General features: G+C 43.7%; 12 protein-coding genes. 4 read left to right on the top strand and 8 right to left on the bottom strand.

Going from position 1 to position 16,984, the window contains the following annotated elements:
- Positions 1 to 58: 58 nt before the first annotated feature.
- Entirely contained in the window at positions 59 to 685 is a 627-nt protein-coding gene (locus AC0TWI_RS08495; protein ID WP_488125913.1) for a LysE family transporter, read from the top strand.
- A 3-nt stretch (positions 686 to 688) separates the two neighbouring features.
- Here AC0TWI_RS08495 and AC0TWI_RS08490 read toward each other — a convergent pair whose 3' ends face one another.
- Positions 689 to 2,059 (bottom strand): amino acid permease, encoded by a 1,371-nt coding sequence (locus AC0TWI_RS08490; protein WP_488125912.1) that lies wholly within the window; start codon positions 2,057 to 2,059, stop codon positions 689 to 691.
- 218 nt (positions 2,060 to 2,277) lie between these two features.
- Between AC0TWI_RS08490 and AC0TWI_RS08485 the strand changes: the two genes are divergently transcribed.
- Together AC0TWI_RS08485 and AC0TWI_RS08480 are read left to right on the top strand one after the other, a co-directional pair.
- Positions 2,278 to 3,636, top strand: coding sequence for a sodium-dependent transporter (locus AC0TWI_RS08485; protein ID WP_488125911.1), 1,359 nt, complete (start codon positions 2,278 to 2,280; stop codon positions 3,634 to 3,636).
- A gap of 110 nt (positions 3,637 to 3,746) precedes the next feature.
- On the top strand, positions 3,747 to 4,718 hold the full coding sequence (locus AC0TWI_RS08480; RefSeq protein ID WP_488125910.1) for a tRNA dihydrouridine synthase: 972 nt from the start codon (positions 3,747 to 3,749) through the stop codon (positions 4,716 to 4,718).
- A gap of 59 nt (positions 4,719 to 4,777) precedes the next feature.
- Here AC0TWI_RS08480 and AC0TWI_RS08475 read toward each other — a convergent pair whose 3' ends face one another.
- Positions 4,778 to 5,203, bottom strand: a complete 426-nt coding sequence (locus AC0TWI_RS08475) for an SRPBCC family protein (protein ID WP_488125909.1) — start codon at positions 5,201 to 5,203, stop codon at positions 4,778 to 4,780.
- Positions 5,204 to 5,528: 325 nt separating this feature from the next.
- Complete coding sequence (hpaB, locus tag AC0TWI_RS08470) at positions 5,529 to 6,971, bottom strand: 4-hydroxyphenylacetate 3-monooxygenase, oxygenase component (protein ID WP_488125908.1); 1,443 nt, start codon at positions 6,969 to 6,971, stop codon at positions 5,529 to 5,531.
- Between the two features lie 170 nt (positions 6,972 to 7,141).
- Here hpaB and AC0TWI_RS08465 point away from each other — a divergent pair, with 170 nt between their 5' ends.
- Positions 7,142 to 7,558, top strand: coding sequence for a (deoxy)nucleoside triphosphate pyrophosphohydrolase (locus tag AC0TWI_RS08465; RefSeq protein WP_488125907.1), 417 nt, complete (start codon positions 7,142 to 7,144; stop codon positions 7,556 to 7,558).
- A gap of 5 nt (positions 7,559 to 7,563) precedes the next feature.
- Here the strand turns inward: AC0TWI_RS08465 and AC0TWI_RS08460 are convergent, their stop codons facing one another.
- From AC0TWI_RS08460 to AC0TWI_RS08440, 5 genes are all read right to left on the bottom strand, one after another.
- A complete protein-coding gene (locus AC0TWI_RS08460; protein ID WP_488125906.1) occupies positions 7,564 to 10,374 on the bottom strand; it encodes a DEAD/DEAH box helicase in 2,811 nt (936 codons plus the stop codon).
- A gap of 107 nt (positions 10,375 to 10,481) precedes the next feature.
- The gene (locus AC0TWI_RS08455; RefSeq protein ID WP_488125978.1) at positions 10,482 to 10,814 is read right to left on the bottom strand and encodes a nucleotide pyrophosphohydrolase; all 333 of its coding nucleotides are present in this window, start codon (positions 10,812 to 10,814) and stop codon (positions 10,482 to 10,484) included.
- Between the two features lies 1 nt (position 10,815).
- A complete protein-coding gene (locus AC0TWI_RS08450) occupies positions 10,816 to 12,471 on the bottom strand; it encodes a DUF2075 domain-containing protein (RefSeq protein WP_488125905.1) in 1,656 nt (551 codons plus the stop codon).
- A gap of 102 nt (positions 12,472 to 12,573) precedes the next feature.
- Complete coding sequence (locus AC0TWI_RS08445; RefSeq protein ID WP_488125904.1) at positions 12,574 to 12,891, bottom strand: hypothetical protein; 318 nt, start codon at positions 12,889 to 12,891, stop codon at positions 12,574 to 12,576.
- Between the two features lie 130 nt (positions 12,892 to 13,021).
- Entirely contained in the window at positions 13,022 to 16,768 is a 3,747-nt protein-coding gene (locus AC0TWI_RS08440; RefSeq protein ID WP_488125903.1) for an AAA domain-containing protein, read from the bottom strand.
- Positions 16,769 to 16,984: the final 216 nt, after the last annotated feature.

Raw genomic sequence — 16,984 nt, 5'->3', positions numbered from 1 at the left:
CGTACAAGCATCCACTCATGAATACATTGATAGAAACATGGATATTGGAGTTGAATCGATGGGACTTTTCTTTGGATATGTGTTTCTTGGCTTATCTCTCGCTGCGCCGATCGGACCCGTCAATGCCGCACAATTGGACAAGGGGATCAAGAGCGGATTCTTTCATGCGTGGCTCGTCGGTTTCGGCGCAATGATCGCCGATCTTGTCTATATGCTGCTCGTCTATTTCGGCATCGTTCATTTTCTTGAAATTCCGTTTATGAAAACTTTTCTATGGTGTTTCGGATTTTTTGTTCTCACCTATACAGGGGTTGAAAGCATCGTCAGCGCCGGAAAAATCGCAGGGGACATGCGCAACGCGAAGGCGGACTCGGCCGCCAAATCGTTCTTCTCCGGCTTTTTCATGTCAATCTCAAACCCGCTGACCATCCTGTTTTGGCTCGGCATCTACGGCTCGATTCTTGCCAAGACGGCTGCAGAAAACGCGCCGTCAACGGTAGCCCTTTACAGCTTCGCGATTATTGTCGGCCTGCTCATCTGGGACGTAACGATGGCGGGCGTTGCCAGCATCTTCAGGCGGTTCATGACGGATAAGCTCCTGATGCTCATTTCCATCGTTTCCGGCCTATCCCTGATCGGATTCGGCATCTACTTCGGCATCCAGGCTGTGAAAATGTTCCTGTGATGGTCACGCTCGCTCCGTCTGCGGATTTTTACTTTTCTTTTTCACAAGATGGATAATGAACAGAGCTGCTCCGATCAAGGCAATGAATGCTAGACTCACGAAAAATCCCGGCCTGCTCGATTTCTGGACGAGCGTGCCGCTGATCGCAAGCAAAATCAAAAACATGCCCGCAAATCGTTTCGCATGCCCGAATGCTGTTACCTCGATCAGCTTCGGGTACGAGATAAGAATGAAAAACCAGTTATACAAAAGCATGAGCCCCGCCGCCGTTGTAATGTATTCATACACCGAGTCCGGCATTAATAGCGCGGTGACAATCGACACAATTAATCCGGCAATCGTCAGCCCAAAGGCGAACGGCGGCACTTTCAGCTTCCCTTTTTTAGCGAACAGCTTTGGCGCATCACCATCTTCCGCGAGCGTAACGATCATGCTCGTAACCGCGAACAGCGACGCCGCCATTGTCGAAAATCCGGCAATGATGATGCCCGCCGTAAACATATGAGGGAAAAAGGAAAAATCAAACTTGTCCAATGCGATGACGAACGGGCTCTCTTTCGCATTGAACTTGCCGACCGTCGCGAGGCTGACCGCAAGTGTTAATGAAATGATATAAATGATGACGAGCGCAATCAGCATGACTGTCCCCGACTTATGTGTATCTTCCTTATTTTTCAGGCGGACTGCCATGATCCCCATAATTTCGATACCGCCAAAAGCATAAAATCCGAAAATGAGCGAGGCCCACAGTCCCGTCCAGCCTTTTGGCATAAATTCATCCATCGAATTCGGAACGTGCGGCTTGAAGCCATCACTTAGTCCGAACAGACCGGAGAGCACGATTACACCGAGAACGATAAACATCAGAATGGCGGCAATCTTTACAATCGCGAACAGGTTTTGCGCCCGCTCGAATCCTTTTGTTCCAATCATGACTACAATAAGCCCGAGCACCGCATAGCAGACAGAAAACACCCATAATGGTACATCCGGGAACCAAAACCTCGTCAACAGCGACAATGCCGTCAGCTGACTCCCAGTGATGAGCATCTCCGAAAACCAATACACCCAGCCGCTGCCGAAACCGGCCCATCCCCCATACGCTTTTTTCGCATAGGAGCGGAAAGCGCCAGGCTGCGGGTCTTGTGCCGACATTTTCGCCAAAGCCTCAAATACGAAGTACGTCCCAACCGCTGCCAGCAGAAAGGAAATGAGAATGGACGGCCCCGTCATTTTGATTCCGAGCCCTGACCCTAGGAAATAACCGGTTCCGATGATACAGCCGACACCAATCATCGAAAGCTGCCACCATGCCAGTTTCTTGTCTTTCTTTCCCCCTCCGCCTTTACCGCCTGCCCGCGCTGTAATCTCCATCCGAATCCCTCCTTTTTACAGTAGTAGTATGGTCGGAGGCCGGAGGATTATGTATTGGACGATTGCATCCGGCAAAGGCATTTCTCCACTATTTTTCGTATCTATCCTTTCTACAAAGCTTTTCAGAACTTGCGAATTGCTATATACTTTTCAGATAACTGCCTTTTTAAGGCGGATACATAATGATGCTTCATACATAGTCAGGAGTTGGGTTGGAAATGTCACAACAGGAACATTGGAAATCGAAAATCGGATTTATTTTTGCCGCAGCCGGTTCGGCAATCGGTCTCGGGGCGATCTGGAAATTCCCATATGTGGCCGGCACAAATGGGGGGGCAGCCTTTTTAATCATCTTCTTGGCCTTTACGCTTCTTCTCGGGATGCCGCTTCTGCTTGGGGAATTCATCCTTGGCCGGAACGGGCAGACAGATGCCATCTCGGTGTACCGGAAACTGGCGCCGAAGACGAACTGGAGTGTTATCGGCAAAATCGGCGTTGTCGCCTGCTTCCTTTTGCTGTCTTTTTATAGCGTCATCGGCGGCTGGATTATTCTTTATTTGCTTAAAGCGTTGACGGGCGGGTTGCGCGGCCTTGAGGCAAGCGGGTTTGAAAGTTTGTTCGGGGAAATGATTTCGAACCCGATTGAAACGATTGCCGCCCAGGCGGGATTCATGCTGCTCACTATCATCGTCGTTGCCAAAGGGGTACAGGAAGGCATCGAAAAAGCCAGCAAATTCATGATGCCGGCCTTGTTCATCTTGTTCCTTCTTTTGATTGTCCGCTCCCTCACATTGCCGGGAGCCGGCGAAGGGATCGCCTTTTTATTCGTGCCTGATTTCTCGATGGTCACGTCGGATACAGTCTTGTTCGCGCTCGGACAGTCATTCTTCACCTTGAGCATCGGCGTATCCGTCATGGTGACATACGCATCGTACTTGCCGAAAACACAGAATCTGCCGAGCAGTGCCTTTTCGATTCTGATGATGAACATTTTGATCGTGCTGCTGGCCGGTCTTGCCATCTTTCCTGGGGTATTCACGTTTGGCATGCAGCCTGATGCCGGTCCGACACTAATTTTCGCCGTATTGCCGGCGGTCTTTTCAAAACTGCCATTCGGCACATTGTTTTTCATCGCCTTTTTGATCTTATTTTTATTCGCAGCCCTTACTTCGGCATTTTCAATGATTGAAATTATCGTAGCGACAAGAAAAAGCAGCAGCCCAGCCGGAAGGAAAAAGCTCACATGGAAGATCGGCGTGCTCATCTTCCTTGCGGGCATCCCGTCCTGCCTCTCATATGGAGTGCTAGCGGATGTGACACTATTCGGAAAAACGATTTTTGACCTGATGGATTTTCTCGTCTCGAATGTGCTGATGCCGCTCGGCGCCTTGCTGATCGCCCTTTTCATCCCGATGAAGATGTCGCGGAAAGCCCTCTTCGAGGAAATGTCAGCCGGCTCCAAAACGGGCCGCGGTTTTTTCACATTATGGTACTACCTTTTAAAATACCTCGCCCCAATTGCGATTGTCATCGTCTTTTTGGATGTAATTGGCGCACTTAACTGGCTGAAGAAATGAGCGAAAAAGCTGTTTCCTGTACAAGGAACAGCTTTTTTCATTGATGAACGATGGCGTGTTTTCTGTTATACTAGTGGGATGACGAAAAGATAGCAAGAGGAGAATGGAATATGAGCAATGATAATTTCTGGCTTGATTTGCCGAAGCCGTTTTTTATATTGGCACCAATGGAAGATGTGACAGACGTCGTCTTCCGCCACGTCATCGCTGCAGCAGCGAAGCCTGACGTGTATTTCACAGAGTTCACGAATACGGAAAGCTACTGCCACCCGGACGGACAAGCGAGCGTACGAGGCCGTCTCACGTTCACAGAGGACGAACAGCCGATTGTCGCCCATATTTGGGGAGACAAGCCGGAGTATTTCAGGCAGATGAGCATCGGTATGAAGGAACTCGGTTTCCGCGGCATCGACCTGAACATGGGCTGCCCGGCACCGAACGTGGCTCCGAAAGGAAAAGGCGCCGGCCTGATCCGCCGCGCTCCTGTTGCAGCCGAACTAATTGAAGCTGCCAAAGCCGGCGGACTGCCCGTCAGTGTCAAAACTAGGCTCGGCTATACCGAGATCGACGAATGGTACGAATGGCTCGCCCATGTCTTGGAGCAGGATATCGCGAACCTCTCCATCCATCTGCGCACGAAAAAAGAGATGAGCAAAGTCGACGCCCACTGGGAAATCATCCCGGAAATCAAAAAACTGCGCGACAAGATCGCTCCGAACACGCTGCTGACGATCAATGGCGACATCCCGGACCGGGCAAAAGGCTTGGAGCTCGTTGAAAAATACGGCGTCGACGGCGTCATGATCGGCCGAGGCGTCTTCACCAACCCGTTCGCCTTTGAGAAAGAGCCAAAAGAACACAGCGTGAAGGAATACCTCGACCTGCTGCTTCTGCAGCTCGACCTCCACGACAAATACTCGGCGGAGTTCGAACCGCGTCCATTCAAACCGCTCCTCCGCTTCTTCAAGATTTACATTCGCGGATTCAGAGGCGCGAGTGAACTGCGGAATCAGTTAATGAATACGAAGTCGACTGATGAAGTGAGGAAAATGGTGAAAGAGGTTTTAGACGGATTGGAATAAATGTAGAACAGCATGGGGGGGATCATCTCCCCATGCTGTTTTTTGTAGAACGAACCGGCTTATTTGCCAGCCAAATGAATTTCTTTTTCAATTTGATTAAGAATCCTTTCCCAGTATTGCTGCATCTCTTTTCTAACATGCTGATCAGAGAGATTTTCTTGGTGAAAACTAATCGTGGTTTTTGTATGATCTTTTGATATGATTCGAACTTGAATGGTAGACGGTTTGTCCCACCCTTCTTTTTTCCAGCCAAGCCGAAGTTGGTGGAGAGGTTTTACAATTCGGATTTCGCCTTCTCCTATCTTTGTAAAGAATTTCTGACCTGGCTGAAGGTTTATTCCATCGCTATCACCTAACCATGATTTTAGTCCATCTTCAGAGGCGATAATATCCCAGGCTTTTTCCTGTGAAATAGGAAAGGTTCTTCTAACTCCTACTTGAAATCCAACAGTCTTCGTTTGGCCAACCATTTTCCTTGTGTCCATTCCCTCACCTCTTATGAAAAATAAAACACCTATTTAAAAGTTCTTGGTATCACCAAAAAACCATTTTTCAACAACTATTTATCTTCGATTTAAACTAAATACATTCAGAAAACACTGGCGCATACACACCAAAGTATCTTCTATTGTATGTATCAAGGGGGCAGGGATGGTTATGGAGTGTTCCAAGGACAGTATGGGTACGACGAAATCATTTCAAAAGCACATGGTCCATGGCAAATTACGTTTATAAATACAGATTGGCTGGCACTTGGGTTCAAATTAATCCCCAATGCCAGCCAATTTCAGATTGATTTTTGTCGTTCCATTATTCAACAAGGTTTAAAAAACTGCTTACGGTTTTTATATTGTTCTCTTTCGGATAATTGACGTATAATTGTCCAGCCAAACGAACAGGATCGCCGAAAAAATATCGTTCAAATTGGGTTTGTCTCGTTCCGAATGAACTCATTGTCAGATCCCAGGCGAGCCGGAACAATTTTACCCGATCAAGGGCAGTTCGATTTGCGGCTTGAAGATACAGATCAAGATCTGCTTGAAGTGTGTTGAAAGCATTTTCCGACGGCAATGATACAATCCCGCTCGCCGCGATTAACTGAATGATTTCTGTAAAGCGCGGGTAAATCCTAGGAAAAACGTTACTCGCCACCTGCAAAGGAATCAAGCTCGGAAGCATGACTCCCCATTCATCACATTCTGCATCGTTTTCGGATTTCTCCAGCAGAGCTTTCATCGTTTCAATCCCAATGATGATTTCAGAACATTTTTCCTGGATATGCTGATATTCATTGATGTTAATCGTGTCGACAAGGAGTTCGGCCAAACCATGGATGAATTCGAGTTTTGCAATCTGCCTGATGATGACTTGATGATAGGCCAAATGATAAAAAGGGCTTCTCTCTTTGAAGTCTGTAGCAGCATCGACATTGTCATAAAAAAACACTTTTTCCCACGGCACGAACACATTGTCAAACACAACAATCGAATCCATTTCTTCAAATCTGGAACTGAGCGGATAATTGAAGCTCGATTCTCCCCCAACAAAGGATTCTCTGCAAATAAACTTTACCCCTTCCGTATCAGAAGGGATGGAAAATCCAAACGCTTCGTCAGGATTAAAAAAGAGCCGGGGTGCCGTATAAACCAATACCTCATCTGTCAAACCGCCTTGAGTGGCGAGAAGACGCGCGCCTTTTACGATGATACCTTTATCATTTCTCTCGACAACTCTTGCGGAAATCGCCTCTTCGGAAAATCCTAAATTAAGTTGGGAACGATTCACCTGCGGGGTAATGAACGTATGAGTGAACGAAAGATCTTTTTCCATCGCCCTTTGATAAAGAGCCCGCATGTTTTCCGGGAAGCAGTTTTCTTTCCCTTTTAAAATGCCAGAGGATGCCGCATAGCACATAATGGCCGTATTCATATAATCGGGGCTTCTACCAAGCAATCCACACGTCTTTTTTGCCCAGACCTCCATCATTGCCCTTCTTTTTCTTAAATCCGCTTTCGTCCTTGGCAGCAAATACGAAAGGCCGACCGTTTCCTTCGTATCCGGGTCGCTGAATGTCAATTTGTCTTTATAGGAAGGTTCCAATTGCATATCATACAACGAAGCGGTTGTCTTCATAATCCCTTTAAAGGCAGGATGTTCCGAGATTTTCCCTTCGACTCTCTCCCCATCAAACAAAAGATTTACATTCGACTGATCAATCCGATCGATATACTCTTTCCCGCTGATTATTCCCATATGAACGCTCCTTAACCATGCAAATATGCTGATTGGTCTATTGTATTTATGGAGGTTTTGGCCTATTCCGGGAAATGTGAATGGGGAAGCATAATGAAAATAGCATCGTCGTCCTAAATAGTCTTGCTGTATGGTATCATAGCTTCAACAGAAATCTTTAGGAGGCTCTAATGAAAAAGACAATCAAAGTTGTGGCAGCAATCATCGAAAATAACGACAGGGAAATCCTTTGTGCGCTTCGTTCTCCAGCAATGTCACTCCCAAACTTGTGGGAGTTCCCAGGTGGTAAAGTGGAAAAAGACGAAGATCTCAATACCGCTCTAAAAAGGGAAATCGCAGAAGAAATGAATTGTAAGATTGAAATCACAGAGGGTGTTTTCAACGACAATACACATGAATACGATACATTCATCATTAATTTAATTTCAATCAAATGCCGAATTATCGAAGGAACGCCGACACCTAGTGAACATTCCAAGGTAGTTTGGCTGAAACGGGAAAATTTAGATTCGCTCAAGTGGGCACCTGCCGACATCCCAGCCGTCCAACAGCTCATCGAGGAAAAAGGTGCAGTCTTCTCACACTGAGAGGACTACACCCTTTTTATAAACTCTGTATAAAGACTCCCCGGTATTTTGTTCTGCAATTTCAGTTGGACAGTAATCGGCTTTTCACCGGAAAACTCGACAGTTTCCCCTTTTCCAATATAAATGAATGGCTCATTTTTGCCGTCGATTTGCCGATACTTCCTCACAAACAAATGAAGGTGGATACCGTTCCGCTGATTGTAAATGATATTTTGGCCCCTATCCGAATTCTGTGATGTGCTATTCGGCGTCTGCCATTGGAAAAATTGCTCATCGACAAATTTATCATGGTAATTGATGCTCTCTTTAATATCCTCTTCTTTATGAAGATCAATGAACAAAAAATAATCTGGCCCGTTTGTTAGTAGCCCCGAGCCTCTAAACGAGCTATGAATTTTCCGGTAGTTGGACAAAAGAGCCGCATCGACCATTTGGTATTGCTCATACAATTTAAAATGAGGAACTCCATAATCTTTCGTTTTAAATTCCTTCTCGTATCGGTGAATGCCATAATTTAGAATATCCTCAACGAATAACCGATAATCTTCGTTTTCCAAAATCCTGTTGAAAACCGGCGATTTCACTAGTTTTCTATTGTGATAGTGAACGAGTTTAGGCTTTTTTCGTTGGAAACTATCATAATAATCGTGGTTCAATGTTTCAAAGGCATGCAACACACTATCATCCTCAACATCTTCCACCAGTTTCAGGATTTCCCGTTTGGCCATCTGTACATCAATTTCTTCATGATCTACTAAATAGCGCAAGATGACAAACTCATAACTCCGCTTTAATGGTAGCTTGCTTGATAACTCTTTAGTTATTTCTTCAAAAGCTTCATCTGCCAAGAGAGCCTGCAAATCATTTTTCTTTTCAATTTTTGCAATGAATTGCAAATATGTTTTCTCGCGCCGTATATACTTTACTGGATCAGGAGCCCCATCATACTTAAAGTAGTCCATCAAATAAAGCGGAATCCGTCCTTGATTCTGCTTTTTAAACTCCAGATATTCTTCTTTCAAGTACTTCATGGAATTGAAATTTTCCTTATCAATCTGAGCCAATATCCGGTCTCGTGAAATTCTGTCCATTTGAATATGAGTATTGCCTGGAATATTGGCAAAGCTAGTCGCGATCGCAACTTTGAGACTTTCTTTATCATAATAACGACTTCCATTTAACCCCATGGCAATGAGAAACGCTTTATTATGATTGCCGATAAAATCAAGCACTGTTAAAAACGATTTGCTTTTATGCTTCCGCAGTCCCCTGCCCAATTGCTGGATAAACACAATAGGTGAATTGGTCGGCCGCAGCATCAACACAAGATTAACGGAAGGAATATCCACACCTTCGTTAAAAATGTCTACCGTAAAAATAAACTCCAACTCATCTTGATCGTCTTCCAACTTGTTCATGAAATGCTCGCGTCGATCCTGGGAATCATTCGAGGATAAGCACACACTTGGAAAACCTCGTTTGTTAAATTCGTTCGCCATATACTGGGCATGCTCAACACTTACACAAAACCCCAGACCTTTTCTTTTTTCACCGTCATGACCATAAAAAAGGAACTTCTCAATAATAAAATCGACACGCTCGTTCACCTTCAGCTTTTTCGTCACTTCCTGAATGTTGTCAATATCAACATCGCTCAAGTCGACGCTTTCAATATCCGTAATGCCGAAATAGTGGAAAGGAATGACCAATTCATCTTCTAACGCCTCATGGAGACGAACTTCGAGGGCAACGTTATTATCAAATAACTCGAAAACGTTTTGACCGTCGCTTCGTTCTGGAGTAGCAGTCATCCCTAAAGTGAACTGAGGGGTAAAATATTGTAGTACCTCTTGGTATATAGGACTTGTCGCATGGTGGGCTTCGTCGATAATTATATATTCGAACTCATCTCGTTCAAACTCACGAAAACATTTAGAAACTGTCCAAATAGTTGCGAAAACATAGTCTGTGTGTTTTTCCTTGTTGGTCCCCGTTAGAAGACCGAATGTTAGATTCTCATTGGGCAAGAGAAATTCAAATGTTTCTTTCGCTTTCTTCAATATTTCTACTCGATGGACAATAAACAAAAGCTTCTTTGGCTTTACATTTTTCACATCAAAAGCCGACATATATGTTTTCCCAGTACCTGTTGCGGCGATGACGAGTGCCTTTTTCTCCCCAAATCTTCTCAATCTTTCTAAATTCTCTGTAGCCCTCTTCTGCATTTTGTTAGGAACAATATACTGTTTCTCTTCATAAATCATTTGATGGGTAACCTGCGTACTCTTGACTGTTTTTAGAAAATCTTCATATCTGGCAATGAATTTATCATCCGCTTCCTCACTCAGATGCCATAGGTTGTCGAACTCCTTTAAAACATCCTGAATAAACTGCCCATCTTCCTTCGCGATAATTTCAACGTTCCACTCTATGTTGCTTTTCAGAGCGCTTTGCGTAATATTGGACGAGCCAATGATAACCTTGTATGTATCGCGATACTCGAAAACATATGCCTTTGTATGAAAACCAATCTCTTTATCCGTCACAAAAACCTTAAGGTGTACGTTGTCAAACTCTCTTAGTTTCTCTAGCGCCTTCGCTTCGGTGAAATTTAAATAGGTAGACGTAATAATCTTCCCTACCGCCCCTCTCTTCTCAGCCTCTTTAATAGGATCGAGAAGCAACTGGAGCCCGCTAAAATTAATAAAGGCCACACTAAAATAAAAACGCTCACATTCCTCAAGAGAGGAAACCAACTCATTTAATAAATTCTCTATCCCTGAATTGACGATAAGTCTTTTATCTATAACGTCCATTACTGTACTCCTGTGTACTAAATTTGTAAAACTAGTAAGGAACTTTAATATTTTTTGTTTCCAATTATATAAACTCTCCTTAATCGCAACTTATCAAGTGAAATGTTTCATTCAAACGCCGTATACTTCTCCTTACTCCCATACGCTTTCTCCACCGGATACTTCTTGCTGTTTTTCTCTATTTTCTGTTCTACAGCCGCTAAAAGATCGATGCCGGAGTCATTTGCGAAGAGAAGAGTGTAGATAAACACATCCGCCAATTCGTCCTTCATCTCTGCAAAACTCTTCTCTATCGCTTCTTCGCTTGTTTTCCATTGGAACGTTTCAAGCAGTTCGCTAGCTTCCAAGGAAAGCGACAAAGCCAGATCCTTAGGATTGTGGAATTGTTTCCAATCTCGCTCCTCTCTGAACTCTAGGATTTTTGCGGTTAATTGTTCAATTTCATTCATCGTTTTCACCTAACTTGTTTTGGTATTCAAGCAGTTGCTTTCTCAATGCCTCGTCACTTGCGTATAGATACAGCCCTTTTATCCCGCGCTTCATCAAAATATTGACCGAATTTAAAATGATTCTTTCCTTTGCTGCCTCGACATCCTCAATACCTTCAGTCCCAGCAAAAGCTCCCACATCTTTATATGCATCGCTTTTTACGACCAGTTGGTCAGAATACTCGTCATATGTAATGGAAGGTCCCAAAATGACGCCTACGTAGTTCAAATCGAATCCTTGGATTGTATAAATTGAACCAGCTTCATTTACTGTGGACGCTTCCTCCGCCCAGGTGAATTTATTGTCTGTGATGTTCCACGGAATGCTGTATTCTCCACTATCCTCCGTGATGTAGTAAACTCCCCCATCCTTCTTATGCAAATAGTCAAAGGTGGAGACGACACGGCTAAGACCGAATTGTTTATTTTTCTCTATGATGGCCTCATGCATTTCCTGCAGTGTCGCAAAAACTTTCAATTCATAGTCTTTATCGTATGGCATAGGCAATAATCGCCGTTTTTTGAACTGGTTAATCCAGTCAATCACCTGATCATTTGCGTTCATACGGAACTGGTTGGTAAGTTGATAATAATCCGTATAAAAACTTTTATCCGTCAGGTTTTCTAAAGTGATCTCTTGCCAAAGGCTCTTTAGTTTCAAAACTTGATCGCTGTCATAGACGATGACGACAATTTTCGCAAGCTTAAGCAGTTCTTCCAATTGATTTTCAGCGGAAAAGTTATTATAGTTATCCGGCCGTGTTAATAGTAAATGTGCCTCATCCACTAGAATAATATCAACTTTTTTATTTTCCTTAATCAAACGATTGATTAGTGGTGTCGGTTTTGCAAAGTTTTTGGCTTTTAGGTGTTTTAATTGAGAAGCAATTCCCTTATAAGTTTTGAACATTTCCTCGTGGTTTACAACCAGGTAGTTTTCCGTATTATAAAGTGGTGAAGAAGCTTCCGTTGTCAGTTCTTGAATTGTATTGAAAATGGAACTTAACACAACACTTTTCCCGACTCCTGCCTCTCCTTCAATCAAGAAAAGACTTCCATATTCACCGAGCTCGTTTTGCACCTGTTCTTCGCAAAACCGCAGGACTTTCTCCTTTAAATCAAGCTGATCCAGAGACAATTCTTTGAATGGAGATAATTTAAAGATGTCCTTATTCTCAATTACATGATGCTTGTTGGTGACAATGCCTTCTTCATAGAGCTTCGCCCATAGCTCCTGAAAGACGCCTTGGTCGTAGTACGGCTTATCATAATAATTATGCGTGTAATCGCTAGTTGTCTTGCTCTTATTTTGAAGCTTGTATTTCTCATCGCCCAAAAAGTAATTGATCAGCTTTGTTTCAAGATGAAACGTTGCGGAACGGTTGAATTTTTCATGCTTGATCAAGTGCATGGACTCCAATTTTTTTCGTTCTTTATCTTTCATATGAGTTTTCATGCGCTTTTTAAAATAGACGGTTTCCCCGATATACGCCTCTTTGGCACCATTTAATATATAAATCACCGGATAGTTCAGAAACATTTCATTGTTCCCTATCCCTTTTAAACTTCTTTCTCTAAATGGCCAAGTAATAATCTCTACGTTTTCCAATCTTACCACCTACAGTCAAAAACCTTGATAAGTGAATTCTTACATTAAATCTTCTTTCTTTCAATAGAAGTACACTCTTTTCGAAAGAGTTTTAAATAAACTTCAGTTAGTCACCTTCACACCCTTTGACATTAGCCAATTAACATAACGGCCCTTACTGCGCTCGTACCACTCGCTAGTGACAAAGTAATCTTCTCCATTGATTCTAAGCGGTTTTGCATAGTAGCGCGGATAATAATTGACCAATCTTTGCTCTTTAATATTTTTTGAGTGATCAACCTTTTTTAAGAAGGGATAGTTTAAATCAAAAGTATTCTTGCTATATCTTTTATCCTGCAGGTAATTAATATCTTCATTGGACAGTAAGCCACTTTCAATTAACCGAGGAAATGTGTCTCTTACTAGTATTCCAATTTTCAATGCAAAGCCTCCAATCTGGTTTTAGCACTTTTTCTACAAAAACACTTTAAATATTTTGAAAAATGATGAGGTGCAATGTCAGGTTCATTCACTTATAAAAGCAGCATTTGAACCTGACACTTTTGCAATTCTAACTTCTTTCCGCTTTAATCAATTCCCTAATCCTTTGGTCAATTCTCTCTATCTCATTCGCCGGATTTTTCCACCAGTTCCGGCTCCAGATCCGTTCGATCGTCCAGCCTCTGGATTCCAAGTATCTTTGACGATACACATCTCTTTCCCTCGCACTAGGGGAGCTGTGGTACATGGCGCCGTCGCATTCGATTCCAAGGATATACCTCGAGCTGTCGTTCGGGTGGATGACGGCCATGTCGATCCGGTAGCCGGACATCCCCACCTGCGTTGTAACGTCGTAGCCAAGGTTTCGAAGTGCCTCATACACTTGCTCTTCAAATGGCGAGTCAAAGTGCAGTGCTTCGTTTACAACATGGGTGCTGACGGCTTCGTTCACCTCTTGGACGACCGCGTTGATGTCTTCCTTCCTTCCGCCCGAGATTGCTCTCGCGTATTTCAGGTAGGATTTTAACAGTTTCGGCCCGCGTTCGGCCGTATTGGCGACGTTCAGGTCTTCCGGCTCGATGCTCGAGACGACGATGATTCCTTCTTTCGCGCGGGTGATGGCGACGTTTAGGCGGTTTTCGCCGCCTTTTTGGTTGAGTGAACCGAAACGGCTGTAGACCCTGCCTTCTTCATTTCTCGCGTAGCCGATCGAGAAGATGATCAGGTCCCGCTCATCCCCTTGCACGTTTTCAATGTTTTTAACAAATAAACGTTCGTCTAAATCGCGCGCCATTAAGTCATTGTAGAGGGTTCTGAATTCCAGATCCTCTGCGGCTGCCTGATCAATCATATCCTGAATCTTTGTCTGCTGTTTTGCGTTAAACGTTATGATCCCTACAGTCCGTCCCGCATTTTGCTGGAGAACATTTTTTAACTGGGCTACGACTTCTATCGCTTCTATTTCATTCGATTGGTTAATCCAGCGTCCCTCTACTTTTCTCCATTCGATGCCAGGCGGCTCCTTGAATGGGGTGACGTTTGGCGCGATCTGAATATAACCATTGTAGAAGGCGTGATTAGAGAAATTGATCAGTTCTTCATACATGGACCGATAATGCCACTGCAGTATTCTCTCAGGAAAACGCCTTTTTGCTAAGTTGAGTAGGCTGACCGACTCATCTGTATCAAACTTTGCCTCTTCCTCATCTTCTTCATCGGCATAGCCGGCGCGGAATAAATTACTAGGGGGAAGCTGTTTCTCATCTCCCGCTATGATCACTTGCTTGCCGCGATACACCGACGGCATGCCGCTCTCGACAGTTAACTGGGACGCCTCGTCAAAGATCACGATGTCGAACAATCCCTCTTCTAATGGGAAGATGGAAGACGCCATCTCCGGCGACACGAGCCAGACGGGCAAGATGTCGACCAAACCTTGATCGGCAAACTGGTTTACCAATTTGCGGAGCGGCCAAATCATTCTTTTCTTGCCTGTTTGATGTTTAAGTTCCTTCACAGCCTTGCCATATGCTTCTTGGGCGTTGCGTACTTTACTCTTTAATTGATGTTGTAAAAATTCCGCTGCCACTTTACGTTTCTCCTCTAATTGTAGAGAAAACGATTCGCGTATCCGGGCAAATTCGTTCGTTGAGATTTTTTGCACATCGGGATATTTCGCTTCAATTTGGTCGATCCAATGGATATAAGCCGAATTCTTTAATTTATCGACCCAGAACTCTGGCAATGATTGGCCTGAATCATTGTTTTTTTCTTGTAGGGCAGCAATCACACGCTTCGTGTCCTCACTTGCCTGCTCATAAAAGCTGTCCATCATTTTCAGGTCATCGAAATCCCGATGGATATACTCCAATAACAAATCCAGTTCCTTTAATGGAATATCTCCTTCTGCGATCCGACCCTGCAACTCTTTCACTTGCTTAGCTTGAATAAAAGATGAAAGAGTTTGAACATCATCCGCCATCGCCTTCGTTACTTGCCCTAATTCATGCATGATTTTTAAGGCTTGCTTGACTTTGACCCATTCAGTAGAACTTGTACCCTTAAACTTCTCTCCGTTTGTAATCTCCTCGATGATGGATTTTCCAGAAACATTCGTCCACCAAAAAATACGCAAACCTTGCAGGGTACGTTTCTGCGCATCATCTAGATCAGGATATATTTTTTCTAACCGTTTTTGTACTTCCCAAGTATAGGCAGGTGTTATTTTTTCGATATCCAGTGCCTCTATATACTCTGTCGCTCTTTTTGCCTTGGCGATGACAGACTCTAATGTTTCAACTGCCAGTAATTTTGATTTTATGTCAAACGCCGCAAAGCTCGTCCGGTTAATCAATGGGTACGATGGATCCCCGAACCGTGTAAACCACTCTCCATACGTATAAACTGCGTCCGTCATATCACGCAGTGACTCCTTCGTCAAACGGTCAATCACTCCGTTTAAAGAAATCATGCTATTCGTTTCGGTCATTGGTTTCGCCACACCGTAGAGTTCGTACAATTTATAGCCGGATGGCTGCGTTTCATAAAGAGCTTGTGCAATCGTATTAAGAAGCTGCTCTTGGGTAGCTAATCGCGATGAGACCGCATTCAGCTTTTCGGCTGCATCTTCAAACTTCACTTCATTGTGATCTAAAACGGCGGATACTTTTTGGTATAGTGCTTTGCGGTCTACCTTTTCATCTTGAACGAGCGCAACATGGTCACTTAATCCTAAGCTGTCCAATCTTTGATAAACCACATCCAGCGCCGCGCGCTTTTGGCAGACAACAAGTATCTTCTTATCCCGATGAAGAGCGTCTGTTATCAAGTTAACAATGACTTGTGACTTTCCTGTTCCCGGTGGTCCATGGACAACCAACCCTTTGGCATGGTGTGACAATCGCAAAATTTCTTCTTGGGACCCATCCGTTTGAAGAAGGTTTAGAATGTCCTCTTTCTCATTCTCTACCTCATCCTCTTCAATGCCGCTATCCAGCACTCCTGCTTCGATTTGCATGTTGTCTTCCGAGTTGATCATTTCCCCAACTAGCGAGAGAGAACTCTCTTCCGATAAGTTGATCAACTCATCATAATCTCGGATGATGGCAGAACCACCTTGAGGAAAGTCGCCGATAACGGCATGTTCAAGCAATGTGAGATTAGCTATTTCTGGTATATCACTCGACTTATATTCCTTCAACGGCTTTAGACCCGTTTCAGTATATTGAACCTTTAAATGGTGTTTCTCTAAAAAGTCTTGAATTGCGGAAAAGTCTTGTGAGCCTGCAACTGAAACCGCTTCTTCAAACATTTCTTCTGTAAAGCCAATTTTGTTTAGTTTCTTCAAGGCTAAAAACAGAGTCCGATTTAACTGAGGGCCTTCCTCTTCCACGCGCAGCACCCATTTTTGCATAGCAATCGAATCTCTTTCTAAACGAACAGGGTATAAGAACAGCGGGGCTTGAATGAAGGTTCCATCGAGGAGAACGCCAGATAGAAAAGGATAACCCAGATAAAAGTCATGTACGCCTGTCTCCTCTTCCATTGATTTGATTTGTCGGTACAAATCCGTTAACTTCTTTGATAAAATCATTGATTTCTCATCATCCAGAGAAGGATTCAATAGCGTCAATTTGCCTTTCGACTTCGGGTTGATAATCTTTTCCAGGATCGATTTTCCGTTCTCCTTGCTCCCTATTGCACCCAAACTGGCAAGATCAAAATTCCATTTTTGATAGAGCTTTAATAGACGGATAGAACGGTTGCGTTTATTAATATTGTTCAGCTTATCGCGCATATGTACTAAATGGTCTTTCATTTGTCTCACTTCTTTCAATTAAAACGTGTTGTAGAAACACTCTAACCTAAATTATACCTTACTATGTAGTCAATAAGTAATAGGGAGAAATAGTTAATTCCCCATTCATATACAATGAAAACTTAATCTGTAGAGTACAAATATAAAAAAGCATTGGCAACAGCCAATGCTCTAATTCTAAAATCTACACCCCGTCCAAATGTCCGCCCAGCCGCA

The organism is Lederbergia sp. B243.17 (assembly GCF_057657925.1).
This window is presented reverse-complemented; position numbering and strand designations above follow the sequence as displayed.